Annotated in this window: 27 protein-coding genes; 13 read left to right on the forward strand and 14 right to left on the reverse strand. The window is 62.2% G+C overall.

Features of this window, described 5'->3' with window-relative positions:
- Positions 1–18: 18 nt before the first annotated feature.
- From AC07UR_RS15880 to AC07UR_RS15915, 8 genes are all read right to left on the reverse strand, one after another.
- Positions 19–861, reverse strand: coding sequence for a cytochrome c oxidase subunit II (locus AC07UR_RS15880; RefSeq protein ID WP_173423976.1), 843 nt, complete (start codon positions 859–861; stop codon positions 19–21).
- Positions 862–1,001: 140 nt separating this feature from the next.
- Positions 1,002–1,388 (reverse strand): c-type cytochrome, encoded by a 387-nt coding sequence (locus AC07UR_RS15885; protein ID WP_173423834.1) that lies wholly within the window; start codon positions 1,386–1,388, stop codon positions 1,002–1,004.
- 212 nt (positions 1,389–1,600) lie between these two features.
- Complete coding sequence (locus tag AC07UR_RS15890; protein ID WP_209791118.1) at positions 1,601–2,668, reverse strand: ABC transporter ATP-binding protein; 1,068 nt, start codon at positions 2,666–2,668, stop codon at positions 1,601–1,603.
- A gap of 9 nt (positions 2,669–2,677) precedes the next feature.
- Complete coding sequence (locus tag AC07UR_RS15895; protein ID WP_173423836.1) at positions 2,678–3,511, reverse strand: carbohydrate ABC transporter permease; 834 nt, start codon at positions 3,509–3,511, stop codon at positions 2,678–2,680.
- 5 nt (positions 3,512–3,516) lie between these two features.
- Entirely contained in the window at positions 3,517–4,452 is a 936-nt protein-coding gene (locus AC07UR_RS15900) for a carbohydrate ABC transporter permease (protein ID WP_173423837.1), read from the reverse strand.
- A 101-nt stretch (positions 4,453–4,553) separates the two neighbouring features.
- A complete protein-coding gene (locus tag AC07UR_RS15905; protein WP_173423838.1) occupies positions 4,554–5,813 on the reverse strand; it encodes an ABC transporter substrate-binding protein in 1,260 nt (419 codons plus the stop codon).
- 67 nt (positions 5,814–5,880) lie between these two features.
- Complete coding sequence (locus tag AC07UR_RS15910) at positions 5,881–7,053, reverse strand: PLP-dependent transferase (protein WP_209791117.1); 1,173 nt, start codon at positions 7,051–7,053, stop codon at positions 5,881–5,883.
- Positions 7,050–7,766 carry a FadR/GntR family transcriptional regulator gene (locus AC07UR_RS15915; RefSeq protein WP_173423840.1) on the reverse strand — a complete coding sequence of 239 codons (717 nt, stop codon included), beginning with the start codon at positions 7,764–7,766 and terminating at the stop codon, positions 7,050–7,052. Before AC07UR_RS15915 ends, AC07UR_RS15910 begins: the two co-directional genes overlap by 4 nt.
- 144 nt (positions 7,767–7,910) lie before the next feature.
- On the opposite strand from AC07UR_RS15915, the gene AC07UR_RS15920 reads away from it, so the two are divergent.
- Complete coding sequence (locus AC07UR_RS15920) at positions 7,911–8,159, forward strand: hypothetical protein (protein ID WP_209791116.1); 249 nt, start codon at positions 7,911–7,913, stop codon at positions 8,157–8,159.
- A 77-nt stretch (positions 8,160–8,236) separates the two neighbouring features.
- Here the strand turns inward: AC07UR_RS15920 and AC07UR_RS15925 are convergent, their stop codons facing one another.
- The 3 genes from AC07UR_RS15925 to AC07UR_RS15935 form a co-directional block, all read right to left on the reverse strand.
- Entirely contained in the window at positions 8,237–9,340 is a 1,104-nt protein-coding gene (locus tag AC07UR_RS15925; protein ID WP_209791115.1) for a M24 family metallopeptidase, read from the reverse strand.
- A gap of 174 nt (positions 9,341–9,514) precedes the next feature.
- Entirely contained in the window at positions 9,515–10,201 is a 687-nt protein-coding gene (locus tag AC07UR_RS15930; protein ID WP_209791114.1) for a helix-turn-helix domain-containing protein, read from the reverse strand.
- 194 nt (positions 10,202–10,395) lie between these two features.
- Positions 10,396–11,088, reverse strand: coding sequence for a GntR family transcriptional regulator (locus AC07UR_RS15935; protein WP_173423844.1), 693 nt, complete (start codon positions 11,086–11,088; stop codon positions 10,396–10,398).
- 123 nt (positions 11,089–11,211) lie between these two features.
- Between AC07UR_RS15935 and AC07UR_RS15940 the strand changes: the two genes are divergently transcribed.
- The 3 genes from AC07UR_RS15940 to AC07UR_RS15950 all read left to right on the forward strand — a co-directional run bounded on the left by AC07UR_RS15940 (position 11,212) and on the right by AC07UR_RS15950 (position 14,533).
- Positions 11,212–12,579, forward strand: coding sequence for a glutamine synthetase family protein (locus AC07UR_RS15940; protein WP_173423845.1), 1,368 nt, complete (start codon positions 11,212–11,214; stop codon positions 12,577–12,579).
- On the forward strand, positions 12,576–13,889 hold the full coding sequence (locus tag AC07UR_RS15945; RefSeq protein WP_209791113.1) for an NAD(P)/FAD-dependent oxidoreductase: 1,314 nt from the start codon (positions 12,576–12,578) through the stop codon (positions 13,887–13,889). Before AC07UR_RS15940 ends, AC07UR_RS15945 begins: the two co-directional genes overlap by 4 nt.
- Before the next feature lie 224 nt (positions 13,890–14,113).
- Positions 14,114–14,533: a response regulator gene (locus AC07UR_RS15950; protein ID WP_327795866.1), complete on the forward strand. Its 420-nt coding sequence runs from the start codon at positions 14,114–14,116 to the stop codon at positions 14,531–14,533.
- Between the two features lie 84 nt (positions 14,534–14,617).
- Here the strand turns inward: AC07UR_RS15950 and AC07UR_RS15955 are convergent, their stop codons facing one another.
- Entirely contained in the window at positions 14,618–16,519 is a 1,902-nt protein-coding gene (locus tag AC07UR_RS15955) for a PAS domain-containing HWE histidine kinase family protein (RefSeq protein ID WP_494700050.1), read from the reverse strand.
- A gap of 378 nt (positions 16,520–16,897) precedes the next feature.
- On the opposite strand from AC07UR_RS15955, the gene AC07UR_RS15960 reads away from it, so the two are divergent.
- Both AC07UR_RS15960 and AC07UR_RS15965 read left to right on the forward strand, forming a co-directional pair.
- Complete coding sequence (locus AC07UR_RS15960; protein WP_173423849.1) at positions 16,898–17,812, forward strand: transglutaminase-like domain-containing protein; 915 nt, start codon at positions 16,898–16,900, stop codon at positions 17,810–17,812.
- Between the two features lie 133 nt (positions 17,813–17,945).
- A complete protein-coding gene (locus tag AC07UR_RS15965) occupies positions 17,946–18,095 on the forward strand; it encodes a hypothetical protein (RefSeq protein WP_173423850.1) in 150 nt (49 codons plus the stop codon).
- A 16-nt stretch (positions 18,096–18,111) separates the two neighbouring features.
- On the opposite strand, the gene AC07UR_RS15970 is transcribed toward AC07UR_RS15965, so the two are convergent.
- On the reverse strand, positions 18,112–18,504 hold the full coding sequence (locus tag AC07UR_RS15970; RefSeq protein ID WP_209791111.1) for a YybH family protein: 393 nt from the start codon (positions 18,502–18,504) through the stop codon (positions 18,112–18,114).
- Between the two features lie 28 nt (positions 18,505–18,532).
- Entirely contained in the window at positions 18,533–19,150 is a 618-nt protein-coding gene (locus tag AC07UR_RS15975; RefSeq protein WP_209791110.1) for a TetR/AcrR family transcriptional regulator, read from the reverse strand.
- Positions 19,151–19,264: 114 nt separating this feature from the next.
- Here AC07UR_RS15975 and AC07UR_RS15980 point away from each other — a divergent pair, with 114 nt between their 5' ends.
- The 7 genes from AC07UR_RS15980 to AC07UR_RS16010 all read left to right on the forward strand — a co-directional run bounded on the left by AC07UR_RS15980 (position 19,265) and on the right by AC07UR_RS16010 (position 26,499).
- Positions 19,265–20,362 (forward strand): ABC transporter substrate-binding protein, encoded by a 1,098-nt coding sequence (locus AC07UR_RS15980; protein ID WP_173423853.1) that lies wholly within the window; start codon positions 19,265–19,267, stop codon positions 20,360–20,362.
- Positions 20,363–20,488: 126 nt separating this feature from the next.
- Entirely contained in the window at positions 20,489–21,352 is an 864-nt protein-coding gene (locus AC07UR_RS15985) for an ABC transporter permease (RefSeq protein WP_173423854.1), read from the forward strand.
- The gene (locus AC07UR_RS15990) at positions 21,352–22,143 is read left to right on the forward strand and encodes an ABC transporter permease (protein ID WP_209791109.1); all 792 of its coding nucleotides are present in this window, start codon (positions 21,352–21,354) and stop codon (positions 22,141–22,143) included. Before AC07UR_RS15985 ends, AC07UR_RS15990 begins: the two co-directional genes overlap by 1 nt.
- Entirely contained in the window at positions 22,140–23,240 is a 1,101-nt protein-coding gene (locus AC07UR_RS15995; protein WP_209791108.1) for an ABC transporter ATP-binding protein, read from the forward strand. The genes AC07UR_RS15990 and AC07UR_RS15995 overlap by 4 nt, the downstream gene beginning before the upstream one ends.
- A gap of 4 nt (positions 23,241–23,244) precedes the next feature.
- Positions 23,245–23,979 carry an MBL fold metallo-hydrolase gene (locus AC07UR_RS16000; RefSeq protein WP_209791107.1) on the forward strand — a complete coding sequence of 245 codons (735 nt, stop codon included), beginning with the start codon at positions 23,245–23,247 and terminating at the stop codon, positions 23,977–23,979.
- Positions 23,980–23,995: 16 nt separating this feature from the next.
- Complete coding sequence (locus AC07UR_RS16005) at positions 23,996–25,429, forward strand: aldehyde dehydrogenase family protein (protein WP_209791106.1); 1,434 nt, start codon at positions 23,996–23,998, stop codon at positions 25,427–25,429.
- A gap of 146 nt (positions 25,430–25,575) precedes the next feature.
- The gene (locus AC07UR_RS16010) at positions 25,576–26,499 is read left to right on the forward strand and encodes a DMT family transporter (protein ID WP_412728389.1); all 924 of its coding nucleotides are present in this window, start codon (positions 25,576–25,578) and stop codon (positions 26,497–26,499) included.
- Positions 26,500–26,501: the final 2 nt, after the last annotated feature.

A 26,501-nucleotide genomic window follows, 5' to 3' on the forward strand; every position in this document is an offset into this window, starting at 1 on the left:
TGGCCGTCGGGGCGCCTCCTACCGCGCCGGGGCGGCATTTCCTGCCTGTGCCGTTTCCTTTGTCTGTGCTGCTGCCATCAACTGCGAAAAGGTCTGCTGGCTCGTGAGCCAGGTCTGGTAATCCTCCGCGCTGTCGACGACGACGGTGCCGCGCATCTGCGGATGGCCGACGCCGCACAGTTCGGCGCAAAGAACCTCAAAAGTGCCGGTGCGCGTGGGCGTGAGCCAGTAAAAGGTGACCATACCGGGCACCATGTCCATTTTGGCGCGGAACTCCGGCACGTAGAAATTATGAAGCACGTCGACCGAGCGCAGGAGCATCTTGACCGGTTTGCCGATCTCAAGGTGCAGTTCGCCACCTTCGATGATGATGTCGTCGAGGGCGGCCGCGTCGTTTCGGTTGAGGCCGAGCGAATTTTCCGGCGAGATGTCGCGCGTCTCCGACGTGCCGAGCCTGCCGTCGGCGCCAGGCAGGCGGAAGCTCCACAGCCATTGCTGCCCGACCACTTCGACCTGCCTTGCCCCGTCCGGCACGGTGATAAACTGATGCCAAACGAACAGACCCGGCGTCAGCATTGCCGCGACGCCCAGCGTCGTGCCGGCGGCAAGCCAGCTTTCGAGCTTCTTGTTTTCGGGTTCATAGGCCGCCCGGTTTCCCGGGCGGTGCCGAAAACGGAAGACGCAGTAAGCCATGAACAGGACGACGGCGACGAAGACGGCGCCGGTGATCCAGAAGGTGATGATGAGTGTATTGTCTATGTAGTTCCAGTTGGACGCGATCGGCGTCCACCACCACGGGCTCAACAAATGGAACAACACCGATCCGGCGGCCAGCAAAACCAGAATAACCACCACGGCCATTTCTTGTCCCTCCTCGCCGCTTGCGGCTGTGGGCATGAATACGCAATCCGTAGAGTTTCAAATACAAGTATTGCACGAACGGAAAATACTCGCAATTGACCGTTCGGTGGAGTGCCCGTCGGCGGTTCCAACCGTTGCGTCTATTGCGAATATTGCTTGAGATAGGCGAGCAGGTTGGAAATATCCCCTTCATCCTTCAGTCCGGGAAAGACCATCTTGGTGCCTTTCACCTTCGCCTTCGGATTGTGGAGATAGTCGCGCAACGCCGCCTCGTCCCAGACAAGCCCGCCCTTGCCGGCATCGATCATCGCCGGCGAGTACTTGAAGTCGGGGTGGGTGCCGGCGGTGCGGCCGAGCACGTGGTTGAGCGACGGGCCGACCTTGTTGGTATCGCTGTCGACGATATGACAGATCGCGCATTTCTTGAATACGGTCGCGCCCGCCTCCGCATCGCCCTCTTGCGCAAGGGCGGCGATGGGACAGAGCAGCGTTGTCGAAAAGGCAAGGGCAACAACAGAGTTTCGCATGACACTTCCTCAAAATCGCCGGGCGCGTGGCAAGGAAGGCTATCGTCAATTCGTCGTCTTGGCGGTACTTGCTTCTCTCAATTGGGCGCCACGGGCGGTTGATACTTGCGACGGGATGACGGTACGCCTCGGTCCGAAGATGTCAATCTCCGGTCTTGGGCGATACCGTCAGGCACCTGTCAGGGCGTGCAATTCCGCCCGCGACCCGGCGATCAGACGCGATTGCCGTCGGCGTCGAAGAAGTGCAGGCGCTCCGGCGGCAACCGTACCGGGATTTCCCCCGATGCCTTGAGGAAGGCGCGGTCGTTGGTGAAGGCCTTGAAGATCGCCTTGCCGAAGGACAGATGCAGGATGATGCCAAAGCCGGTCGGTTCGACAAGATCGACCGTCGCCTTCAATGCATCCGGTGCCGTGGTGCCAATCTCGACATGTTCCGGCCGGATGCCAAGCGTCGCGCTGGCGCCGTCTGCCAGTTCCGCATGCACTTGCGCCGGGATGGTGACGCCACCTTTTGTCTCGAAGCGAGGCGATTGGCCGTTTCGATAGGTGCCTTCGAAGAAGTTCATGCCGGGCGAGCCGATGAAGCCGGCGACGAAGAGGTTGGCCGGACGGTCATAGAGATCGAGCGGGCTGCCGACCTGCTGGACGAAGCCGCCGTTCATGGCAACGATCCGGTCGGCCAGCGTCATCGCTTCGATCTGGTCGTGGGTGACGTAGATCGAGGTGGCGCCCAGATCCTTGTGCAGCTTCTTGATCTCGGCGCGCATCTGTTCGCGCAGGCGTGCGTCGAGGTTCGACAGCGGTTCGTCGAAGAGAAAGGCCTTGGGTTCGCGCACGATGGCGCGGCCCATGGCGACGCGCTGGCGCTGGCCGCCGGAAAGGGCACGCGGGCGCCGCTCCAGCAGCGGATCGAGACCGAGCTTGGACGCAGCGCCCGAGACGACACTGGCGATCTTTTCCTTGGCTGTCTTCCTCAGCCTCAGACTGTAGCTCATGTTGTTGGCGACCGACATATGCGGATAGAGCGCATAGGACTGGAACACCATGGCGATGTCGCGGTCCTTCGGCGCCAGTTCGTTGACGCGTTTGCCCGCGATGCGGATTTCGCCCGAAGTGACGCTTTCAAGGCCGGCGATCATGCGCAGTAGGGTGGACTTGCCGCAGCCGGACGGGCCGACCAGCACGACGAATTCGCCGTCGCCGATCTTGAGGTCCACATCGTGCAGGACCGGGTGGATGCCGTAGGATTTACGGATATTGGCGATATCGATGGAAGCCATGGGGGATCCTCAGCCTTTGACCGCGCCGGCCGTCAGGCCCTGGACGAGATAGCGTTGAATGAGCAGGAAGAAGAGGCAGGCCGGGATCAGCGCGAGCACGCCCGCGGCCATCATCTGGCCGAAGTCGACCGAGAATTTCGACACGAAGGACAAAAGCCCGACCGGAAAAGTCGCCTGGTCGTTGCCCGAGATCAGCATCAGCGAAAACAGAAGCTCGCTCCAGGCAGCGGTGAAGACAAAGCCGAGCGTGGCGGCGATGCCGGGGAGCGTCAGCGGCAGGATGATCTGACGGAAGGCGACGAACTGGGTTGCGCCGTCGATCATCGCCGCCTCTTCGAGATCCTTCGGAATGCCGTCGAAGAAGGACTGCATCAGGAAGGTGGCAAAGGGCACGTTGAAGGCGGTGTAGACGATGACGAGACCGGTCAGGCTGTTGGTGAGGCCGAGCGGCGACAGGATCTTGAAGATCGGCGCGACCAGCATGACGAGCGGGAACATCTGCGTCAGCAGCATCAGCGCCACCAACCAGTACTTTCCGCGGAAGTTGAAGCGCGACAGCGCGTAGCCGGAGAGCGAGGCGAGGACGGTGACGATGACGGCGGTCGAGCCCGAGACGATCAGGCTGTTCTTGAAGAACACCGGGAAGGCACTGTGGCGCAGCACGAAATCGAAATGCTCGAGGCTGGCACGCGAAGGCCACATTCGAATGCCTTCGGAGTAGAGCAAGTCGTTCGGCGTGACTGCGACCTTCAGCAGCCAGTAGAGCGGGAAGAGCGCGAAGGCGATATAGGCGAGGATCGCCAATCGATGCGCGGCTACGAGAAGAATGGGTTTGGCGCGCATTGGTCTCAATCCTTGCTCAGCAGCCATTGGCGCAGGATGACGATCAGCATGGAATAGGCGAGCAGCAGTGCCAGAAGCACCAGCGCGATTGCCGAGGCATAGCCGAAGTCCAGTCGCTTGAAGGCCTGGGTGAAGATGTAGCTGGCGACGATCTGGGTGCGATCGGCCGGCCCGCCATTGGTCATGACGATGATCAGGTCGGCGAAGTTCGAGATCCAGACGGTGCGCAAGAGAATGGTGATGGCGATCGTCGGCGCCAGGAAGGGCAGGGTGATCGACAGGAACCGCTGCACCGGGCCGGCTCCGTCGATGCTGGCAGCTTCATAGAGATCGCGCGGGATAGCCTGCAGCGCCGCGAGCAGGGTGATGGCGAAGAACGGGATACCCCACCAGACATTGGCGATGATCGGCCCCCACATTGCCAGCTGCGGGTCGGAGAGAATGTTTGTGGGTTCGCTCATGATGCCGATCGCATAAAACCAGTGCGGCAGCGGTCCGACGACAGGATTGAACAGCCAGGACCAGTTGAGGCCGGCAAGGAAACTCGGCACCGCCCAAGGCAGGAAGACGAGCGCCTGCGCGAGTCCGCGGCCGTAGAACGGCTTGTCGAGCAGCAGCGCCAAGATAAGACCCAGCAGGAACTGCAGAAAGACCGAGGCTCCGGTCCACCAGAGCGTGTTGCGCAGCGCCCGATAGAAGGCCTGGTCCTGCGACAGTGCCCGGAAGTGATCGAGGCCGATGAAGGCACCGGAGAACGGATTGAGCAGCTGGATATCGCGGAAGGCATAGGAAACGCCGAGTGCCAGCGGCACCAGCATGACGGTGACGATCAGGATCAGCGCCGGAGCGCTGTAGAGATAGGGTGCGGCGCCATCGGCGATGCGCTTCATCAGCGGCGTCCTGCTTGCGGGCAGGCCGTCTTGGCGGGCGACATAGGCCATCGATCGAAATTTCCCCTGTGCGGCCGCCGGTTTTTTTGGCGTGCCTTGTTTTCACGACATCGGGTGACCGGCGGCGCCTCAGAGCGCCGCCGGCCGAAGGCTCATTTCTTGGCGAGGTGCTTCTGCTGCGCCTTGGTGAGGTAATCGGCCCACTGGTTGGCGAGCTCCGCTGGCGTGATATCGCCAAGCAAGGCTTCCTGGGTGGTCTTGATCGCGAGCGAATCCTTGAAGAAGGCGAATTCCTCGAGGTAGGTCGGCATCACGGTCAAAACGACGTCCTTGTCGGCAAGCTCGTCGAACCAGCCCTTGAACTGCGGGCTCGCATAGAAGGGATCCTTCTCGGCAGCCTTGTGCACCGGCAGCGCGCCGGTGCGCTTGTTCCACTCGATGTTGCCTTCCGGCCCTTCGAGCGTCTCGATCAGCTTCCAGGAGAGGTCCTTGTTCTGGCTTGCCGACAGCATCGACCAGCCGGCAAAGCCGATGGTGGTGAACGCCTTGCCGCTCGGGCCCTTCGGCATGGTGGTGACGCCGAAGTCTTCCGATTTCATCCGCTCGGCAATGGCGATCAATGCATCCGGGTCCTGGTCAAGGAAGGCGCAGGTGCCGCTATAGAAGCCGGCGACGATCTCGTTGAAGCCCCAGTTGACGCTGTCCTTCGGAGCCAGCCCCTTCTTGTAGAGGTCGATTACCCAGGTGAGGCCATTGACCCAGCCTTCGCTGTTCATGGTCGAGGTGCCGTCGTCATTGAAGAACTTGTTGCTGCCGGCCATGGTTGCGCCGAACATCACCCAGCCGTTAAGGCCGCCCGGACCGCCGCGCAGGCAGTAGCCGGATTTGCCCGGCAGTTTGGAGACGGCTTCCGATGCCTTGACGAAATCGTCCATGGTCTTCGGCGGCTCGTTGACGCCGGCTTCCGACAAGAGCTTCTTGTTGTAGAACATGGCGCGCAGATAGAAGCCGTAGGGCAGCATATAGGCGGTGTTCTTGATGTCGCGGCCGAGTTCGAGCGTGCGCTCTGTCAGGCCCGGCGTGTGCTCCCACTTTTCGAGATAGGGCTCCAGGCTTTCGAGCATGCCGTTGTTTGCATAGAGCGAAAGCCAGGTGTCGGGCATTTCCATCACGTCGGGCAGCTCGCCGGCCGAAACCATGGTGGCGAACTTCTGGAAGGCTTCGCCCCAGGGCAGGGAGATGATCTCGACCGTGGTGCCAGGATTTGCTGCTTCAAACTTGGCAACGATCGACTTCAGCGTTTCAGTGCGCTCGGGGCTGGTGATGACCTCGACGAGCTTCAGCTTGGTATCGGCCAGTGCACTTCCTGCCATCAGGGTGGCAAGCAGAGTGGCGGTAATCAGTTTCCTCATTTTTGTTCCCTTTGTTTTTTGATGGTTGATCCACATGCAATGAGCGGGATGCGGCATCCCGCTCCTGTCAGCCTGACGAAGCGGCAGACATCGCCGCTTCAAGATCGCTCCAGAGGGCCTCCGTTCCCTCCAGGCCGACATGGAGCCGTACGGACCGCGGCGAGATGCCGAAGGCGGCCGCGGAATTGGGCTGGGCTTTCTGCGACAGCACGACTTCGCCCGGAACGATCAGGCTTTCGTGTCCGCCCCAGGAAACGCCGAGCTTGAACAGGTCGAGGTGATCGGCGAAGCGCCTGACATCGACGCCGTCGCGGAAGATGAAAGAGAAGAGACCCGATGTGCCGGACAGACCCGGCGGCAAGGTGTTGCCAAGGCCGGGATGGCAGACGGTCTCGACCAGCGGATGTGCCTGCAGGCGCTGAGCCACCGTCAGCGCCGAGCGCTCATGCGCTTTCATGCGGATCGGCAGGGTGCGAAGACCACGGATCAGGAGCCAGGCATCGAAGGGCGAGAGCTTGCCGCCGAGATAGGGGTAGGCTTCCGAACGGATGCGGCCGATCAGGTCCTTCGAACCGGCGACGACACCTGCGACCACGTCCGAGTGGCCGCCGAGATATTTCGAGGCGGAATGGATGACGAGATCGACGCCGAGCGCAATCGGCTGCTGGAAGATCGGGCTCGCCCAGCTGTTGTCGATGGCGGTGATGATGCCCTGGTCCTTGGCAAGCCGGGCAAGCGAGGCGACATCATGGGTGTCCATCACCCAGCTCGTCGGGCTTTCCATGTAAAAGAGCTTGGCGCCCGGAAGTGCCTTGGCGACCGCTTCCTCGTCGCGGCCATCGACATAGGTCACCTCGACCTTCATGCGCTTCAGATGCGTGCCGAAAAGCCGGAAGGCGTCGGGGTAGACATGGTTGACTGCGACGATGCGGTCACCGGGTTCGACGAAGGATAGGACGGTCGACGAGATCGCCGACATGCCGCTGGCAAAGCCGATTGCGTCCTCTGCTCCTTCGAGCTTCGCCAGCATCTCCTCGAACATGCGCACCGTCGGGTTGAGGCCTCGGGTGTAGATCGGCCGCACGCGCTCTCCCTTGTAGGACGCGACCATGTCGTCATAGTCCTTGAAGGTGAAAAGCGAGGTCTGAACGATCGGCGGAACCACCGCGTCGAAGGCATTGCCTTCGTCATGCGCGACGATCAGCGAGGCGTGGTCGAACGGATCGAGGCCGTTGTTCATTTGGACATTTCCTTGATGTCTTCCTCGACGATCGCGAGGATTTTCAATGTTTCTTCGCGCGCGGTGTCAGGGTCCTTTGCCGCGATGGCGTTGAAGAGGGTGCGGTGGAACGGGAAGGAGCGGCGGGCGAAATCCGTGCGATCGAAAGGATGGTCCCAGAAGCGCTCGAAGGCCTCGCGCATCTGCTCGAGCAACTGCCGGAACAAGGGATTGTGGGTGGCATCATAGATCGCCAGGTGAAAGGCGAGGTCCTCCGGACCTGATGTGCCTTTGGCGATGTGCACCCGCTCCATCTCGTTGAGTTTTACTTCGATGATCTCGAGGTCTTTGTCGGTGCGCCGGCGTGCGGCGACCATATTGGCCTCGACCTCGATGCCGCGGCGGACCTCGAGCGTCATCAACAGCACGTCGCGCAGGTGTCCGGCATCGAGCGTCAGCGGCATATGGAGGGTCGAGGCCGAAATGGCGCGCAGCAGATAGGTGCCGCTGCCCTTGCGCGCCTCGACGACGCCGAGTGCCTGGAAATGGCGAATGACTTCGCGCACGGTCGAGCGCCCGACGGCGAGCGCCGTCATCAGTTCGCGTTCCGCCGGCAGACGGTCGCCGGGTTTCAGGCCGGACTGCTGGACGTAATCGGCGAGCGCGGCAATGACCTGCTGCGCCCGGTCGGCGGGCGGCAATGGCAGAAGTGCGGCTCTGGCTTGTTCAGTCATTCAGCCTCCCCCTCGGCGCCAAATTGGTCTGACATCTGATCAATATGTCGAAGGTCTCGGAGGCCGTCAAGCAGGAACTTATTAAGCTCGACATCAGTTGACCTCGTCGCCGGCAGGCGTAGACAGGGGGCAAGGAGCTTGAAGATGTTGAAATCGAGATATGTGCTGTTCGCCACGGCAATCATCAGTGCGGCGGCGCTCGCCGGCGATGCACAGGCGCAGATGCGGACCAGGAAGGGGGAATATTACGAGGGCATCCAGCGCAAGCCCTATGGCTACACTTTCTGGATCTGGCCGCCGGCCGAACAGCGCGAGCCGGTCTATGTGCCGCGTCGCGGCAAGGATGCGGACGGCAGTCAATCGCTAAAGGGGCGCAAACCGCCGACCCGGTAGGTGCTCAATCCTTCCTTCAGCCAAGGCGGGCTGGAGCGGGTAGAAAAGTGGCGCCCTAAGGCGCCACCAATGTCATGTCAGACTTGTGCGACGTGAACGTCGCGCGGCAGCGACGACAGCACTTCCGGTCCGTCCGCGCGCAGGATGACGATATCCTCGAGCCGGATACCGAAGCGGCCGGGCAGGTAGATGCCGGGTTCGATCGAAAACACCATGCCTTCCTCCAGAACCGTTTCCGACGTCGCCGTGATGTAAGGCGGCTCGTGGCCGTCGATGCCCATGCCGTGGCCCGTGCGGTGGACGAAGTATTCGCCATAGCCGGCGTCTGCGATCACCTTGCGGGCCGCATCGTCGACTTCCTTGGCGAGGACGCCGGGACGAGCGGCTTTTAGCGCCGCCTGGACGGCCCGCTCGACGATCGTGTGGATCTGGCCGTAGCCTTCCGGCGCGCGACCGACAATCGCCATCCGGGTGATGTCGCTCGGGAAGCCCTGCTTGCGGCCGCCGATGTCGATGACGACGGCGTCACCTTCGGCAATCACCCGCTCGCTGGCGGAGTGGTGCGGGAAAGCACCGTTGCCGCCGGCACCGACGATCCAGAAGGCCGGTGCCGCACCCTCGGAGGCAAAGTGCGCCCGGATTTCAGCGGCCAGTTCCTTCTCGGTCATGCCAGGGCGGATTTTCGAGAAGGCCGCCTGCATGGCGCGGTCGGCGATGCCGGCGTTCATCTTCAGGAGGTCGTACTCGATTCTGTCCTTGCGCATGCGCAGGGCGCCGAGCGTTTCCGGCGTGAAGTCGCGGGCGGTGTCAGCGGGCAGATTGTCGAGGAGCAGCAGCGCGAAATCGGCGCGCATGGTCTCGTCCAGCACGACGCGGCCAGGTGCAGTAGCGCCGACGTCGGCAAGGGCTGCGGTCAGGGCATCGGCTGGGCCGACATCATCGGCCCAGTTGTGGAAGGCAATGTCGGTGTGCTCGCGCGTGCCTTCGGCATTGAGCGCCGGCATCAGGAACGCCTCCTTCTCGGGGCCGATCAGCAGCAGGCAGGGGCGTTCGTCGGGATGCGGATGATAGCCGATCAGCCAATCCATGTGCGATCCGGGTGCAAGTGCCACCAGCCCGCTGCCGGTGTCGTTCATCTTGGCGCGAAGGGCCGCGAAGCGTGCTTTCGTCAATTCAGTCATGGCGTTTCCAGTTCTGGTTCTGGCAGGGTTGGGTCAGGTGAGGGGCCGCGCGCCGGTCTCGTGTTCGGGCGTCGATCGACGCGCGGCGGTCGCCGGGCTAAGGCGCCCGGACGAAAGGCTGGGGAGCTGAGGAGCGCAGTCGCCGAAGCGCTTGCGCGGCCGGATCGGGCGGGACTATCCGGTGCCCTTGTCCGGGCTTGCGGCGGCACTGCGCCGATCATCGGCGCGTGTTACAGCAAAGGCGCCTTCCGGCGTTTCCGCCGACAGCGCGTCGCCGAAGACATCCATGGTGCAGGTGTGCAGGATGACGGTTGGTTCGCCGGTGTGGTTCCAGGTGAGGTGGGTGAGGCCGGAGAGGAAATGTGCGGAATCTCCCGCTTCCAGCACAGTCTCCTCGCCATCGATCTCGATCGTCAGGGCGCCTTGAAGGATGAAGAATATCTCCTCGCCCTCATGGGTCATCGCCTCGCTGCGGTGACCCGGCGGCGTGTGCACCACGGTACTGCGCAGGACGCTGCCCGGAAAGGAAGCGGACAGGCGCTCATAGGAGACATTGCTGTCGACGGAGCCTGCCAGTGCGTAGGCGCGGCGCTGGTCATGGCGGGTAAAGGGCGTTGCGACTTTGGGGGAATTGAGGAACGTGCCGACCTCGACCTTCAGCACGCGGCAGACCGCAACGAGCGAGGTCAGCGACGGTACGGTGATGCCGCGCTCGATTTGTGAGATGAAACCAACGGAAAAATCCGCCTGATCCGCGACGTCCTTGAGCGTCAGCTTCAACGCCTTGCGACGCTGGCGCAGGCGATCGCCGAGCGGCGGAAGCTCAGATACGGGATTGTCTGGCCGAGACTGCGAATCCACTGCGAAATCCCCTCTCATCCCACGTCCTCGTTTCGGGGAGGATCTCCTGCGTGGGCGCGCCATCCATGCCCGGAAATCGCTAGGGATTTCAGGGCGATGCGCTCGTATTTTCCGGACTTTGGGGCGGCGTTCACGCCTTGTCAACGAAAATTTTAGCTACACTAAAATTTCACCGATCCAGGCCTGCTTTGCCGTCAGGCTGCAAGCTTCAACAGGCGTGCGATGGCCTGCTGGTCGAAGCCGCCGATGCCTTCGCGAATGTCAGCTGCGATGGCGTCGGCAACGGCGCCCTCGTCGCGGCGGCGCAGGGCGTCGATCGCCTCGCGATGGCGGTCGACGACATAGAGTTCGCTCACATGCTCCATGGCGATGCCGAGGATCGGGCCCAGCTGCAGCCAGACGCTTTCGATCAACGGCATGACGATCTGGTCGGGATTGGCAGTGTAGATCGTCCGGTGGAAAGCCTGGTTGGCGATGAGCGCGGCGGCCTGGTCGCCGCGGCGAATTTCGTCCTCGATGCTGTCGTCGATCGCCGAGATCCGTTCGATCTGGCGTTCGGTGAGATGGGCGACGGCGCGGCGGGCGGCGTGGCTTTCGAGCGCGATACGCAGCGATATCAGCTCCTCGAAACGGGCGGGCGTGATGTGCGGTACGACGATGCGGCGGTTTTCGAGGACCTGCAGCGCGCCGATGGAGGTCAGCTGCCGCAAGGCCTCGCGCACCGGCGTCGGGCTGCTTTCCAGCGCCTCGGCAAGTCCGCGGATCGTCACCGAAGTGCCGGGTCGGAAACTGCCGACCATGATCGCCTGGCGAAGCCTGGCGAAGGCGTAGTCATGGGTGGTCATGCCTTCCGGGCGGTCAAAGAGCGGCAGCGTCGGGGTCTTCAAATCAGCGGGTTCCTTCTGCCACACGGGGAATGTTCGCGGGCTGATAACATCCGTCGAGGTTGACTCCAACTTCTGAATTATGTCAACTTTGCGAAAATGTGATCACAAAATGAGATTTGCGATATGACCCTCGACGCGGAAGACCCGAGCGCCTTTAAGGCCTGGCTGGAGCAGAACGGCCCTATCGAAAGCATCCAGGCCGTGGTCTGTGATCTCAACGGCATCATGCGCGGCAAGCGCGTGCCGGTCGAGCAGGCGGCGAAAGTGCTTGGCGGCGGCATCCGCATGCCGCTGTCGATCGTCGGCGTCGATGTGTGGGGCGAGGACATCATCAACAGCGAGCAGGTGTTTGCGAGCGGTGACCGCGACGGCATCTGCGGCGTCACCGGGCGCGGCGCGCTGCCGGTCAATTGGACATCGCGGCCAAGTGCCCTGGTGCCGCTCTGGCTCCTGCTCGAGGACGGCAAGCCGTTCCTGGCCGATCCGCGCCAGGCGCTGGCGGCGATCGTGCGCGAATACGAGGAGCTGGGTTTGCGGCCGGTGGTCGCGACCGAAATGGAATTTTATCTGATCGATCCGGAGCCCGACAGCGCGGTGCCGCCGATCTCGCCCTATACCGGCAAACGGCTCGACTCCGACGCGATCCTGTCGATCGACGAACTCGACGATTTCGGCGAGTTCTTCTCCGATGTCTACAAGGAGTGTGCCCGTCAGAACGTGCCGGCGGATGCGGCGATCGCCGAGAACGGCATCGGCCAGTTCGAGATCAATCTGCTGCATACGGATGATCCCCTGAAGGCGGCGGATGACGCGATCTTCTTCAAGCGCATCGTCAAGGGGGTCGCCCGCAAGCATGGGCTGGCGGCAACCTTCATGGCCAAGCCCTACGGAACGCGCTCGGGCAACGGCATGCACATTCACTTCAGCCTGCTCGATGCCGATGGCAACAACGTCTTCAACGACGGCACCGACGAAGGCTCGGCAGTCCTCAAGAACGCCGTCGCGGGCCTGCTGCGCGGCATGCCGGAAACGACGCTGCTGTTTGCGCCGCATTTCAACTCCTATCGCCGGCTGCGGCCGGATACGCATGCGCCGACGGCGGTGTGCTGGGGCTATGAGAACCGCACCTCGGCGATCCGCATTCCCGGCGGCAATCCGGCAGCGCGCCGCATCGAGCACCGGGTGGCCGGTGCCGACGCCAATCCCTATCTCGTCATCGCCGCGATCCTCGGCGCGGCACTGGTCGGCATCCGCAACAAGTGGAAACCCTCGGCGCCGGTGACGGGCCGGGCCTATGCAGCGGAGAAATTGCCCAAAATTCCCGCTGATTGGGGGCAGGCGGTCGATGCCTTCGAGGCAGGACCGATTGCCGCCGAAATCTTCGATCCCGTGCTGCGCTCGATGCTGATCGCCTGCAAACGGCAGGAGATCGCCGGCTTTGCCGAGCAGGTCACGGATTATGAATTCAGTGCCTATCTGGAAATCGTATGATGACGAGACACCAAAAATCCTATGCCGGTGACGGCAGCTATCCCACCAGCTACTACGCCGCCTCCCGCAATATCATCCGCACGCCGGTTTCGCTCAAAGGTCGCGTCGAGACGGATGTCTGCGTCGTCGGCGCCGGCTATTCCGGTCTGTCGACGGCCATCCACCTCGCCGAGAAGGGCTACAAGGTCGTCGTCATCGAGGGCGCGCAGGTCGGCTGGGGCGCCTCGGGGCGCAATGGTGGCCAGGTGGTCAACGGTCTCAACGCAAGCCTTGCCACCATCCAGCGCCGCTACGGCGAGGATGCGGCAAGCTTCGTCGGCGGGCTGGTGCAGGAAGGCGGCAAGATTATCCGACGGCTGGTCAGCCAGTATCAGATCGATTGCGACCTGAAGCCCGGCAACATCTATGCGGCCTATACGCCGGCGCACATGAAGGAACTGGAAGCCAAGCAGGCGCTCTGGCGCAAGTATGGCATGGACGACCACCAGCTGCTCGACCGCGACGCGCTCAGCAAGCTGGTGAAGTCCGACGCCTATTGCGGCGGCATGCTTGATACGACGGGCGGCCACATGCATCCGCTCAATCTGGTGCTTGGCGAAGCGCGTGCGCTCGAAAGCCTTGGTGGTACGATCTACGAACAGTCGCCGGTCACGCGGGTCGACCATGAGGCGGTGAGGCCGACGGTCTACACCGCCGAAGGCGAAGTGTCTGCGCGCATCGTCGTCCTCTGCGGCAATGCCTATCTCGGCGATGCGGTGCCGAAGCTCGTGTCGCGCGTCATGCCAGTCTCGACCCAGATGATCACCACGGCGCCGCTTGGCGAGGAACTTGCCCATTCGCTGATCCCGAGCGACATGTGCGTCGAGGACGTGCGCTACATCCTCGATTATTTCAGGCTGTCGGCCGACAAGCGGATGATCTTCGGCGGCGGTACAGTCTATGGTGGGACCGACCCGGCCGATGTCGTGGCCAAGCTCAAGCCCAATCTGGAGAAGGTCTTCCCGAGGCTGAAAGGCGTGAAGATCGACTATGCCTGGAGCGGCAATTTCGCGCTCTCGTTTACCCGCGTACCCCAGATGGGCCGTATCGGGACGAACACCTATTTCGCCCACGGCTATAGCGGCCACGGCGTGACCGGATCTCACCTGTTCGGGCGCACGCTCGCCGAGGCGATCGACGGCGACGCGACGCGCTTCGACATGTTCGAGAAGCTGCCCTGGTATCCGTTCCCGGGTGGGCGGATGTTCCGTGCCCAGTATTCGACCATCGGCTCCTGGTGGTATTCGTTCAAGGATGCGGTCGGCTGGTAAAGCCGGTTTAGATTATTTTCATTTGCCTGGAACAAAAAGGCGGCAGGGATCGTTTCCTGTCGCCCGAATGCATGTCCGCATCGTTCGGGCTTCCCTTCTTGTGCAGAACGGCATGTCGCGATTGAAAACAGGGGGAACCCTGCTGGACAATGGTGCGTTGTACCGTTGAAGTTTAACAGGCATAAGCCGGAAACCTTGGGAGACGGTTCCGCCAATGCCGCGAAGTGAAGCGTTGGAAAGTTGATATGGCTTGCAGAGTACTGATTGTCGAAGACGAGTTTCTCGTTGCGACCGAAATCGAATACGTGGTCTCGGAACTCGGGCATCGTCCGGTGGGCATAGCTGCCGATCAGGCAACCGCGATCAGCCTTGCTCCGATGGCGGAGGTCGCCCTTGTCGATCTCAACCTGAGGGATGGGCCGACCGGCAAGGACATCGGGCGGATGCTTGCCGCCGAACACGGCATCACCGTCCTCTACATGACAGCCAATCCGGCGCAGCTCGGGGACGGCGTGCCCGGAACCGTCGGCGTCATCAGCAAGCCCGTTGCCGATCATGAGATGAAGCAGGCCGTCAACTATGCCGTCGCGCGCCGCCGCACACTTGACGCGGAGCCGCCGGAGCGCCTGACGCTTTTCGCCTGACGCGCAGCGGTCCTGAGCGTGCGCCAACTATAGCGGCGATCAAAGGCGGCGACTTCGCGCTGCCTTTCACATGGTGTCTCAGTCCTACTGACCCGAAAGTCGGTTCGTTCGCGTAACTGCTGCGCGCGGCATGGTGACCGTTACGTGAACGCCATCCGGCTCCCAGCGCCTGACGAGCTTGCCGCCGAGCTGGCCCTCGACACTGATTCTCATCAGCCGCGATCCAAAACCTTCCTGATCGGGTTCGCCGACAGCGCCCGTTCCGCCATGTTCACGCCATTCCAGGATATAGTCGGTTTCATGCTGTCGGCCGCTGATTGCGAGCTTACCCGCATCGCCAGAAAGCGCGCCATACTTTGCCGCGTTCGTCGCCAGTTCGTGCAGCAGTAGTGCCAGCGGCGTGGCGGCGCTGTCGCCAAGCTGGATGTCCTCACCGCTGACGCTGATGCGTTCGTCAGCATTGCCGTAGGGAACCAGCAGTTCCTCGACCAGCCCGAAGATCGACTGTTCTACAGGCACAGGGCGTGACGCCTGGCTGTGCGGGCGCACGAAATCATGCGCCCGGCCCATCGCCTCGATGCGCTTGCGCAATTCCAGGGCAAAGGGCTGGGCATCGGGATTCGAGCGCGCGGAAAGGCTGATGATGCTGCTGAGCACGGAGAAGATGTTCTTGATGCGGTGGCTGAGCTCATGGGCCACCACCTCCCGCTCGGCGGCGGCCATTTTGGTGTCGTGAATGTCGGTGCAGGTGCCGTACCAGCGGGTTATCCGTCCGCGATTGTCGCGGATCGCAAGGGCCCGCCCCAGCACCCAGCGGTAGACGCCGCTGTGGTGGCGCAGGCGATACTCGATCTGGTAAGGGTCGCCCGTTTCCAGAGAATGGCGCCAGCTTGCCCAGGCGCGCTCCTGGTCTTCCGCGTGGAACATGCCGTTCCAGCCTTCGCCGTCGGTCGAGTTTTCCGGCACGCCGGTGAATTCGTACCAGCGGGCGTTGTAATAATCGTGATAGCCGTCGGGTCGGGTCGACCAGACCATTTGCGGCATGGCGTTTGCGAGTGTTCGAAAGGCCGCCTCGGATCGGGCGTGCGCCTCGATCGCCTCCTTATGCTCGGTAATATCGACGGCAATGCCGGGGAAGCGGACGCAGATGCCATGCTCGTCGAGCGCCGGCCGGCCTTCGGCAAGCACCCAGCGCACGCCACCTTCCGGCTGAACGATCCGGTATTCCCATGTGAAGCTTTCGCCGGTTTCAATGGCCCGCGTCATCGCCGCTTCAAGGCTCTCGAGATCATCCGGATGGATGGAGGCGAGATAGGCCGATATCGGTGCACCGTCGCGAGCAATGTCCCGCGACACATGGAACAGGTCGGAAAAACGTTCGTCGGCGTAGATCCGGTCTTCCCTGACCCGCCAGTCCCAGATGCCGACGACGCCGGAAGCGCTGAGCGCCAGCGACAGGCGCTCCTGGTTGTCGCGAAGGGCTTTCTCCGCTTTTACCCGCTTCGTCGTTTCTGCGAGGATGGCAAGCACCGCGATTGTGCTGCCATCGTCATCGACAACAGGACTGTAATCCAGATCGAGCCAGACATCTTCGGCAACATCATTGCGATAGAGCGTCAGCGGCGCATCCTCGAAGGATGCGGTTTCGCCGGCAAAGACAACGGCAATGATCTGCCGGTTGAATGCGGCAACCTCCGGCCATGTGATCAAGACCGATTGACCGAAGCAATCGGGGTGACGCTTGCCGGCGATCTCGATATAGGCGTCGTTGTAGATCATCACGCCGTCCCGACCGGCAAGGACAGCCATTGCGACCGGCGACGTGAACATCATTCTCAGGGTCATCGTCAGCGCCGTGGGCCAGTCGTCGACCGCACCGAGCGCTGTTGCGGACCAGTCGAAGGTTTGAAACTGAGCGTACATTTTGCTGGAGCCAAGTTTTCCGGGCGGTCTCGTATCTGCCTTCGGGAACAAAGGGGCGGTCATCGACGGTTCCAAACATTTGATTTGTCGGCATTTCTGCCGCTTTCGCGCCAATATAGGCGAGTTTCGCCAGATGTCATGTGTCCGCGTAGACTTTCCTGCCGGCGACAGTCGTCGAGCCCGGTCTGGTGCACTTCGGTTGGGCGGCACCGGCGAATGCGGTTGTCGCCTGCGGCGTTCGGGCCTAGAATTGGGCTCGGAATGGGCAGGCTCGACCCGGGCTTCTCGTGAGCCTGAGCCATCGATATCTAGACCTTTGTCGAGCCCGCGACCCTTCTTGTTTCAGCGTTTTCTTGTGTGCGTATGCAGCACGGATTTGTCCCGATCCTGAGGGAACAAAGGGGGGCGTGAAACATTCCTGCCGAACGAGGGAGGTTGGAGATGTTCGTACGCTTTGGCTATGAGATCGGCATCCGCTGTCCCCAGCCGACGCCGATGATGACTTACCTTTCCGTGGTTGCCGAAAGGCGACCCGATATCAGGCGCGAGCGCGGCCCCGTGACCTCGCCGATCGTCAAGATGGAGGAGGTTGTCGATCCGCACAAGAACGCCTGCCTGCGCATGATCGCGCCGGAAGGTGATTTCATGCTGACCTATGATGCCGTCATAGAGGACGATGGCCGGCCCGACGCGTCCGATCCACTGGCGCTGGCCGTTCCCGTCGAAAAACTCCCGCCGAACACGCTGCCCTATCTCGCCGCCAGCCGCTATTGCGAGACCGATCGGCTGGGCGCGCTTGCCTGGAGGCTTTTTGGTGATGCGGCGCCAGGTTGGTCGCGCGTGCAGGCAATCTGCGATTATGTGCATGAGCGCCTGGTGTTCAGCTACGGCTATGCCCAGGCGATGCGCAGCGCGCTCGAAGCGCATGAGGATCGCCTCGGCGTCAGCCGCGACTATGCGCATCTCGCCATCGCGCTTTGCCGTTGCATGAACATGCCGGCGCGCTACGTCAACGGCTACATGCCCGACCTCGAAGGCGAGGAGAGGGTTGCGCCGATGGATTTCAATGCCTGGTTCGAGGTGTTTCTCGGTGACCGCTGGTTTACGTTCGACGCCAAGAACAATGTGCGCCGGGCAGGACGCATCGCCGTTGCCCGTGGCCGCGATGCAGCCGACATCCCGCTGATCCAGACCTTCGGAAAACACGAACTGACCGCGTTCACGGTGTGGACCTGCGTTGAGGCCGACGTCGGTCTTACCCGCTCCCATCGCGAAGCCGATGTGTCGTTGCTGACGCCATGGTTCAGCGAAAGCTGGTCCAGACATGTTCAGGAGCGCGACCGCAATCGGCACTGAAGCGGACGGTCGGCGGATGATTTTTCACTTTCGGGGTGGAATGGAGAAAATAATATCTATAAACTCAATCGAGAATATCGGAGAACATGACTATTGACGGTCCTGTTTCCGACCTGAACGACGGAGAGACGCGATGAACGCTGCGAAACCGACGATCCAGTCCCGATACGCGTTTTACGCGGCGGCCCCACAGCGCCGCTCGCCGATCGCACTTTTCCCGCACGCAATCGCCTTCATGGCTGCGTTCTGTTTCATCTCCGCCGTGGTTATCGGCGCTCTCTAGCCGAACGTCTGCACCTCTAGCTGGCGCGCGACAGATGTTCGTGAACCGCAAGCCAAGCGCCGGTTGCATCCCGTTCAAACACGATCGTTTCTCTTTCCTGCGACGTCAGCGCTTCGCCGCCGATTTCAAGTTCGGTCTGAACGCCGTGCGTGAAGACGGCAACGTTGCCGATTACCTGCACATGCCGGTCGCTGGACTGGCAGGCACGAACGCGGAATTTGTCGCGGGTCTCCCACAACGCCCATTCGGCCTCATACTCTGCCCGGCTGCGCAAGGGCCGTTCAAGATTGTGGAAGATGAAGGTCGCGTTCGGCGCGAAGGCTGAGAAATAGGCTTGCGCGTCATGGCGGGCAAAGGCCTCGACGAGCCGATCGGCGGCGTCCAGCACCGTCTTTTCCGTGTCCTGCATCGATACTCTCTTTATTGTCGGAGGTGGATCATAGTGCCGCGATCAGCGAGGCAATCGGCCGGTTCTGTCGGGCAACGCGCGCCTTGAGCTCATCGAGCGGCATGGCCTCGTCCTTTGCGAATTCGATGAACATCAGGTTGAGATTGTTGAACAGCATTTCGCCGACGGCGCGAACGTCGGTGCCGGGGGCGACGAGGCCCTTGATCTGCAGCTTGTGGATGAGCGTCGAGACCTGATCGCAAAGCCGGCGATCGAGCTCGGTGTAGCGCTTGCTGAAGGGGCTTTCCGGCTGCTGGATCGAGATCGCCATCGCCGTGCGCCACATCTCCTTGGAGAGATAGACGAGCGAGTGATCGTAATACTGATCGATCAGGGCCTGCAGCGCGCCTTCCACGGAGGAGGGCGGATTGTCGACGATGGTGCGCCCGGCGGCGAGCACTTCCTCGACTTCCATCGAGACGGTCGCGACCAGGATGTCGCCCTTGTTTTCATAGTAATTGTAGAAAGTGCCGACCGACACCTCGGCCCGCTCGGCGATGTCCTCGATGCGGGCGCTGTCGTAGCCGACCTCGCGAAACAACAAGGCAGCGGCGTCCAGGATACGTCTGTTCCGGTCGGCTTTCTGCCGTGCGCGCAGCCCTGTCATATGCGTTTTCCTGAATTATGAATGTCCTCAAAATTGAGATTGACTTAAAAAATGAATTCATTCAATCTTTTTTTGAAGACGCCGAAACGAGCGTCAAAACTAGAGGGCAACAGCATGATGCAGTCAGTTCATGACGGCGCGCACCTGCGCCGGTTTTTCTCCTCGGTCGCCGCAGGCGCGATCGTCGCCGCCTCGCTAATCTCGGTTCCGGCACCGGCTTTTGCCACCGAAGAGCTCAATGCGCTCGTCTGGTGCGACCACACGGATCCGGCGCTGGTCGAACCGTTCGAGAAAGCCAACGACGTCAAGGTCAATCTCAAGGTCTATGAGGGAACGGGTGCCGCGCTCTCGATCCTCGATCAATCCCGCCCGGGCGATTGGGACGTGCTCGTCATCGACGGCGTCGACGTCCACCGTGCCATCGATCTCGACCTGCTTGCAGAAATGCCGGCCGACGCGCTGCCGACGGCAGACATTTTCCCCGAGGTGCGGATGGAAGCCAACAACACCAAGGACGGCAAGACCTACGCCGTCACGGAAAAGTTTGGCTACAACACCGTCTCCTACGACAAGTCCAAGGTCGATCCGAAGGACATGCAGGATCTTTCGGTTGTCTTCTCCGACAAGTACAAGGGCCGCATCGCCCTCTATGACTACTACCTGCCGATGATCGGCCTTGCCGGGCTTGGCCTTGGCAAGAAGACCGCTGAGCTTTCCGAGGCCGACATGCCGGCTCTCAAGGAGAAGCTCGCTGAGATGCGGGCGGCTTCCAAGCAGGTCAGTGATGTCGTGTCTTCGCAGACGGCGCTGGCAACTGGCGAAGTCGATATCCTGGTCGGCGGCGGCGAATGGATCACGGCGGTGCTTTCGGCCGACAAGCCAAACCTCGACTGGACCATCCCGGAGCAGGGTGCTGTGCGCTGGGCGCAGTCGATCGGCGTGATGAAGGATTCCGCCAAGCAGGATCTGGCACTGAAATTCGTGCAGTATATTGTCAGCCCTGAGGGCCAGGCGCGGCTTGCTACATCCTCCTGCTACTGGGCGATGCCGGCAAACAGCAAGGCGGGCGAGCATCTGACCGACCCGCAGAAGGCGGCGCTGCGTTTCAACGAACAGGCCGAATACCTGAAGAAGACGCAGCTCTACCCGATCCCGTCGACCGAACTCGATCAGCAGTTCCAGGATGCCTGGACGGAGATGCTGCAGCAATAACGCCTGATACCTGGCGACCGCACGCGGCGGTCGCCGATCCTTCAGCCCGACTGCCGCCCCACCTTTCCGTGGGACGGTGGACTGCGTCCAACACCTTGTCGGGGCGCGCTCAAATCTGGAGCTTTCATGACTGCGACAACCCTTGAGGATGCCGACCGTCGAAAGGCCTGGGGCTTCGCAGCGCCAGCGCTTTTGTGGACACTCGCCTTCTTCGTCGTCCCCTTCCTCTTCATGGCGGCGATGAGCCTCTGGAAGCGTGAGGGGCGGGAGATCGTCCGCGTCTGGAACCTCGACAACTACGCGCGCTTCTTCTCCGAGAACGCCCTGTTGCAGGGCCTGGTCAATTCGCTTGAGATTACCGTCATCGTCACGGTGCTTTCGGTGCTGCTTGCCTATCCGCTCGCCTGGATCATCGCCGAGCGCGTGCCGAAGCGGTTCCAGCGCATGGCGCTTATTCTCGCGATCCTGCCGTTCTGGACCTCCTATGTGGTCCGCTCCTACTCCTGGCTGCTGGTGCTGTCGAAAAACGGCGTCATCAACCAGATGCTGACGGGCCTGGGACTGATCGCCGAACCGCTGGAGATCGCCAGCACGCGCACGGCAACGGTGATTGGCTTCGTACATTTCTTCGTCATGTTGTTGACGCTGACCATCTATTCCAACTTGATCCAGCTCTCGCCGAACTATCGCCGCGCGGCCGCCGACCTTGGTGCCAACGCCTTCCAGACCTTCTGGCATGTGGTGCTGCCGCTGACCTTGCCCGGCATCATGACCGGTGCGTTTCTGACCTTCGTGCTGTGCATCGGCGACTACGTGACGCCGCAGATTCTCGGCGGCAACAACGAGCTGGTGCTGCCGCAGATCATCATGCTGCAGCTCGGCCGGCGCGCCGATTTCCCGATGGCGGCGGCGCTGTCGATCATTCTCATGCTGGCCGTCACCGTCGCCTATGTCCTGTGCGCCCGTTGGCTGAAGATCGAGAGGGCGTGATGCTGCGCAGAGTTTTCGTCAGTGGTGTGTCCTGGACCTACCTTGCCCTCGTCTACGCCTTCATCTTCCTGCCGGTCGCCGTGCTGGTGTTGTTCTCCTTCCAGGACGGACGGCTGCCGGTGCCGCCGTTCAACGGCTTTTCCACGCAGTGGTACGAGGCCGTCTTCGCCGACCGCAAGCTGATGGCAGCGCTCGGCAATTCGATGCTGGTCGCCATCTCCTCGTCGGTTGTCTCCTGCGTGCTCGGCTTTCTCGCCGCCTATTCGCTGGCGCGCTACAAGCTGCCGGGCTCGGCCCTGCAAAGGGGCCTGCTGATCGCGCCGATGACGGTCAGCTATCTCATCATCGCGCTCGGGCTTCTGGCGCTGCTCAATGCGCTGCACATGCCGCTGTCGCTTCTGACCGTCGGCATCGGCCATGTGGTGATCAACCTGCCCCTCTGCTTTGCTATCATTTACGCCTCGATGGGGGATCACCAGATCAACATCGAGCGGGCGGCGCGCGATCTCGGCGCCAGCGATTTCAAGGTTATGGCGCTGGTGACAGCACCAATGCTGATACCGTCGATCCTGGCCGCCTTCTTCCTGTCGGTGACCTTCAGCTGGGACGAGTTCATCATCGCCTTCCTGCTGTCGCGCTTCGACGTGACCCTGCCTGTCGAGATCTGGAGCATGCTGCGCTCCGGCCTCAATCCCAAGACCAATGCCATCGGCTCGCTGGTCTTTCTCGCCTCGGTGGCGCTGCTGCTGATCCTCGAGTTTTCCCTGTTCGGAAGGACGAAGAAACAATGACCGCTCCCGTCTCGATCGAAAACGTCAGCAAGACCTTCGGCCACTTCACGGCGCTCGACAAGGTTTCGCTCGATATCCGGGCAGGGGAGTTCATCGTGCTGCTTGGCCCGTCGGGCTGCGGCAAGACCACGCTTCTGTCCATTCTCGGCGGGTTCCTGTCGCCAAGTTCCGGCCGTGTCGTGATCGGCGATCGCGACATGACCTTCGTGACGCCGGCCAAGCGCCCGACGACGACGATGTTTCAGGACTATGCGCTGTTTCCGCATATGCGGCTGGTCGACAATGTCGGCTTCGGGCTCCGGATGCGCGGCCTCGGTAAAGCGGAGCGGGACGAAAAGGCGCTCGGCTTTCTCGACCTCGTCGGTCTCAAGGCGTCCGCCGGCAAGCGGCCGCACGAGCTTTCCGGCGGCCAGCGGCAACGCGTGGCCCTTGCCCGGGCGCTGGCGGTCGATCCTGAAGTGCTGCTGCTCGACGAACCACTTGGCGCGCTGGACCTGAAGCTGCGTCGCCAGATGCAGGACGAGCTGAAAGCGATCCAGAAGCGGGTCGGCACCACCTTCGTGCATGTCACCCACGACCAGGAGGAGGCGATGGCGATCGCCGACCGGATCGTCGTCATGAACCAGGGCCGGATCGAGGATTTCGGCCCGCCGTCGCAGATCTACATGCGACCGCGCTCGCTGTTTTCGGCAGGTTTTATGGGTGAGGTCAATTTCGTCCCCGGCCGGGTCAAGACCGCCAACGCATCTTCGGCCGAGGTCGAAACTTCGCTCGGCAGCTTGGCGCTTCCGGCCGCCAATTTTACCGCTGCCGTGCCGAAGGCCGGTGACGCGATCACGCTGACCATCCGGCCGGAGCATTTTCGCGGCGAAGACAAATCGGACGATCCGATGTTCGCTTTGGGGGATGCCCGGGTTGCCGGCAGCGCCTTCTTCGGCACACACTACCGTTGCCACCTCCAGCCTTGTGCCACCGACGGCGATGCGCTGGTGGCACATCTGCCGCAATCCTCCGACGTGCGTGACGGCGAGATTGTCCCCCTTGCCGTGCGGGCTGCCGACGTCGTAGCTTTGCCGGCGGCAAGCGGAACCCTGTAGAAAAATGCGGCGAATTGCTCCGAAAGACTGGTATCAGGTGAAGCGTCTCGACGACGATGTCACCTCTATCTGCGAACCCTTCATCCAGGAATTCTATCGCTGCAACATCTGGCATGTGCGCGGACGTGACCGTGACATGCTGGTCGATAGCGGCATGGGGGTGGTGTCCCTGCGCGAATGGGTGCCGCTGGTCACCGAACGCCCCCTGACGGCCGTCGCCAGCCATACGCATTTCGACCATATCGGCTGCCATCACGAGTTCGATTGCCGTTGCGTGCATTCAGGCGAAGCGGATCTCCTGGCGCATCCGACACGCAGGAACACGCTGGCCGAGCCCTATGTTGCCGACGAGATCTTCGATGCGCTGCCGCCCGAGCCCTATGCCTCCGCGACCTATGCGGTTAAGGCAGCGCCGGCGACGCGACTGCTCAATGACGGTGATCATATCGATCTTGGCGACCGGGTGTTCGAGGTGATCCACACGCCCGGCCATTCGCCCGGTGGCATCGCGCTTTGGGAGGAAAGCACCGGCGTGCTCTTTTCCGGCGACATCCTCTACGACGGGCCGCTGATCGAGGACACCTACCACGCCAATGCCGACGACTATCTGGCGTCGATGGAACGGTTGCTGCGCATTCCGGCGCGTATCGTCCACGGCGGACATTTTCCGAGCTTTTCCGGCGCGCGGTATCGCACGCTCATCAAGGACTGGCTCGCTGAGAAAGAAAAGACAATCTGACGGGAAGGAGGAGCACATGCTCGACAAGAGGAAGTTTTACATTGATGGCCAATGGGTCGATCCGATTACGGCCAACGATCTGGAGGTGCTGAACCCGGCGACCGAAAAGCCGGTTGCGGTGATCTCGATGGGCATGGCCGCGGATATCGATCGTGCGGTTGCCGCCGCGAAGAAGGTGTTCGCCACCTATAGCCACACGAGCGTCGACGAGCGGCTCGCGCTGCTCGAAAAGCTGCTTTCGATCTACAAGCGCCGTTATGACGAAATGGTCGCGACCATCACCATGGAACTCGGCGCTCCCAAGACGATGACGCGCGAACAGCAGGCTGATGTCGGCGTCGGCCATCTGCAGGGGTTCATCGACGCCTTGAAGCGGCTGAAGACCCGCGACACGCTTCCGAACGGCGACGTGATCCTGCGCGAGCCGATCGGTGTGTGTGGCCTGATCACGCCCTGGAACTGGCCGATCAACCAGATCGCGCTCAAAGTCGTTCCGGCACTGGCCACGGGTTCTACCTGCGTCTTGAAGCCGAGCGAGTTTACGCCGCTCAACGCCATGCTCTATGCCGAGATGATCGACGAGGCCGGCTTCCCGGCGGGTGTCTTCAACCTCGTCAACGGCGACGGCATCAACGCTGGTGCCGCCCTCTCGAAGCACCGCGACATCGACATGATGTCGTTCACCGGCTCGACCCGCGCCGGCATCGCCGTCAGCAAGGACGCGGCCGAAACGGTCAAGCGGGTGACGCTCGAGCTCGGCGGCAAGTCGCCCAACATCGTCTTCGCCGATGCCAACCTTGAAGACCGTGTCACCGGAAGCGTGCTCGAATGCTTCAACAATTCCGGCCAGTCCTGCGATGCGCCGACGCGCATGCTGGTCGAACGCAGCGTCTACGACAAGGTGGTCGAGATCGCCGGCCGCGTCGGCCGCGAGGCGGCTGTTGGCGATCCGACCAAGGAAGGCAGCCACATCGGACCGCTGGTGAGCGACGTCCAGTTCGGCCGGGTGCAGGCGCTGATCGAGGCGGGCATTGCCGAAGGCGCGCGTCTTGTCGTCGGCGGTGCCGGCAAGCCCTCGGGCTTCGAGACCGGCTATTTCGTCAAGCCGACCATCTTTGCCGACGTCAACAACACCATGCGCATCGCCCGCGAGGAGGTGTTTGGGCCGGTGCTGGCGATCATTCCCTTCGATACCGAGGAAGAAGCGATCACGATTGCCAACGACACCAATTACGGCCTCGCCGCCTATGTGCAGACCGGCGATCCAAAGCGGGCCGAGCGGGTGGCATCGCGCCTGCGCGCCGGCATGGTTCACATCAATGGCGGGCCGCATCGCTACGGCAGCCCGTTCGGTGGCTACAAGCAGTCCGGCAACGGGCGTGAAGGCGGCATGTTCGGCCTTGAGGATTTCCTCGAGGTGAAGACCGTGCACATTCCGGACGCAGCCTGACGGAACGAAGCATCGCGTCCGTCAGACGCGATAGATAAACCAGCGGCCGCCCCGTTTGTGCAGGGCGGCCGCCATTGTTCTGGTGGGCGATTTATTGCGACTGTCGCCGATGCCGGTCTTCTGTTAGCTGCCTTGTTGAGGGCGCCATGATTGCCCGCCAGCAGAATAGCGACATTGCCGTGACCCGAGCACCCACCACCGCCTCGTCCCATAACCGCCTTGCCATGGCCGCTCTATTGATCGGCGGGGCTGCGATCGGCGGCTCGCCGATCTTCGTGCGGCTGTCCGAGGTCGGGCCGATGGCGACGGCCTTCTGGCGGGTGGCGCTGGCGCTGATCCCGCTTCTGGCCTGGTCCTGGTTTCGCGGCGCGCCGGCGGGGGACCGGCGGCCCGAGAAGCTCTCGGAATATGCGCTGCTGGTGTTGCCGGGCGTGTTCCTCGCGATCGACCTTGCCGCCTGGCACTATGCGCTGACCAAGACGTCTGTCGCCAATGCCACGCTTCTCGCCAACCTTGCCCCTGTGTTCGTCACGCTCGCGAGCTGGCTATTGTTCCGCGCCCGCATCAGCACCGTCTTTGCCATCGGGCTGGTGACGGCGGTTGTCGGGGTGATCACGCTGAAGGGCGGGCCGATGGCGCTTGGCGACGGCAATCTGCTGGGCGACGGCGTCGCCGTTGTCGCCGCGATGTTCTATGCCGGCTATATCCTGGCGATCGGCCGGTTGCGCAGCCTCTTCAGCACCATCAGGATCATGGTCTGGAGCACGGCCTCGGCCGCCATCTGCATGCTGCCGATCGTGCTTTTGTCCGAACCGACGCTGATGCCGCCGACGCCCTTCGGCTGGTCGATGCTGTTCGGCCTCGCCTTCGTCAGCCACGCGGGCGGGCAGGTGGCGATCACCTATGCGCTTGCCTATCTGCCGCCGGCGTTTTCGTCGCTGACGCTGCTGCTGCAGCCGGTGGTCGCAGCCATCCTTGCCTGGATCCTGCTGTCCGAACCGGTCGGGCTGATGCAGGCAATCGGCGGGGCGATCGTGCTCGTCGGCATCCTGATCGCTCGCCGGGGTTAAGC

Source organism: Ensifer sp. GW821-FHT05G01 (genome assembly GCF_059419585.1).

What these genes read in the sequence shown, in the direction of transcription:
- AC07UR_RS15880 (WP_173423976.1), bottom strand. Translation starts at nt 861, where the DNA reads ATGGCCGTGGTGGTTATTCTGGTTTTGCTGGCCGCCGGATCGGTGTTG.
- AC07UR_RS15885 (WP_173423834.1), bottom strand. Translation starts at nt 1,388, where the DNA reads ATGCGAAACTCTGTTGTTGCCCTTGCCTTTTCGACAACGCTGCTCTGT.
- AC07UR_RS15890 (WP_209791118.1), bottom strand. Translation starts at nt 2,668, where the DNA reads ATGGCTTCCATCGATATCGCCAATATCCGTAAATCCTACGGCATCCAC.
- AC07UR_RS15895 (WP_173423836.1), bottom strand. Translation starts at nt 3,511, where the DNA reads ATGCGCGCCAAACCCATTCTTCTCGTAGCCGCGCATCGATTGGCGATC.
- AC07UR_RS15900 (WP_173423837.1), bottom strand. Translation starts at nt 4,452, where the DNA reads ATGGCCTATGTCGCCCGCCAAGACGGCCTGCCCGCAAGCAGGACGCCG.
- AC07UR_RS15905 (WP_173423838.1), bottom strand. Translation starts at nt 5,813, where the DNA reads ATGAGGAAACTGATTACCGCCACTCTGCTTGCCACCCTGATGGCAGGA.
- AC07UR_RS15910 (WP_209791117.1), bottom strand. Translation starts at nt 7,053, where the DNA reads ATGAACAACGGCCTCGATCCGTTCGACCACGCCTCGCTGATCGTCGCG.
- AC07UR_RS15915 (WP_173423840.1), bottom strand. Translation starts at nt 7,766, where the DNA reads ATGACTGAACAAGCCAGAGCCGCACTTCTGCCATTGCCGCCCGCCGAC.
- AC07UR_RS15920 (WP_209791116.1), top strand. Translation starts at nt 7,911, where the DNA reads ATGTTGAAATCGAGATATGTGCTGTTCGCCACGGCAATCATCAGTGCG.
- AC07UR_RS15925 (WP_209791115.1), bottom strand. Translation starts at nt 9,340, where the DNA reads ATGACTGAATTGACGAAAGCACGCTTCGCGGCCCTTCGCGCCAAGATG.
- AC07UR_RS15940 (WP_173423845.1), top strand. Translation starts at nt 11,212, where the DNA reads ATGACCCTCGACGCGGAAGACCCGAGCGCCTTTAAGGCCTGGCTGGAG.
- AC07UR_RS15945 (WP_209791113.1), top strand. Translation starts at nt 12,576, where the DNA reads ATGATGACGAGACACCAAAAATCCTATGCCGGTGACGGCAGCTATCCC.
- AC07UR_RS15955 (WP_494700050.1), bottom strand. Translation starts at nt 16,519, where the DNA reads ATGACCGCCCCTTTGTTCCCGAAGGCAGATACGAGACCGCCCGGAAAA.
- AC07UR_RS15960 (WP_173423849.1), top strand. Translation starts at nt 16,898, where the DNA reads ATGTTCGTACGCTTTGGCTATGAGATCGGCATCCGCTGTCCCCAGCCG.
- AC07UR_RS15965 (WP_173423850.1), top strand. Translation starts at nt 17,946, where the DNA reads ATGAACGCTGCGAAACCGACGATCCAGTCCCGATACGCGTTTTACGCG.
- AC07UR_RS15970 (WP_209791111.1), bottom strand. Translation starts at nt 18,504, where the DNA reads ATGCAGGACACGGAAAAGACGGTGCTGGACGCCGCCGATCGGCTCGTC.
- AC07UR_RS15975 (WP_209791110.1), bottom strand. Translation starts at nt 19,150, where the DNA reads ATGACAGGGCTGCGCGCACGGCAGAAAGCCGACCGGAACAGACGTATC.
- AC07UR_RS15980 (WP_173423853.1), top strand. Translation starts at nt 19,265, where the DNA reads ATGATGCAGTCAGTTCATGACGGCGCGCACCTGCGCCGGTTTTTCTCC.
- AC07UR_RS15985 (WP_173423854.1), top strand. Translation starts at nt 20,489, where the DNA reads ATGACTGCGACAACCCTTGAGGATGCCGACCGTCGAAAGGCCTGGGGC.
- AC07UR_RS15990 (WP_209791109.1), top strand. Translation starts at nt 21,352, where the DNA reads ATGCTGCGCAGAGTTTTCGTCAGTGGTGTGTCCTGGACCTACCTTGCC.
- AC07UR_RS15995 (WP_209791108.1), top strand. Translation starts at nt 22,140, where the DNA reads ATGACCGCTCCCGTCTCGATCGAAAACGTCAGCAAGACCTTCGGCCAC.
- AC07UR_RS16000 (WP_209791107.1), top strand. Translation starts at nt 23,245, where the DNA reads ATGCGGCGAATTGCTCCGAAAGACTGGTATCAGGTGAAGCGTCTCGAC.
- AC07UR_RS16005 (WP_209791106.1), top strand. Translation starts at nt 23,996, where the DNA reads ATGCTCGACAAGAGGAAGTTTTACATTGATGGCCAATGGGTCGATCCG.
- AC07UR_RS16010 (WP_412728389.1), top strand. Translation starts at nt 25,576, where the DNA reads ATGATTGCCCGCCAGCAGAATAGCGACATTGCCGTGACCCGAGCACCC.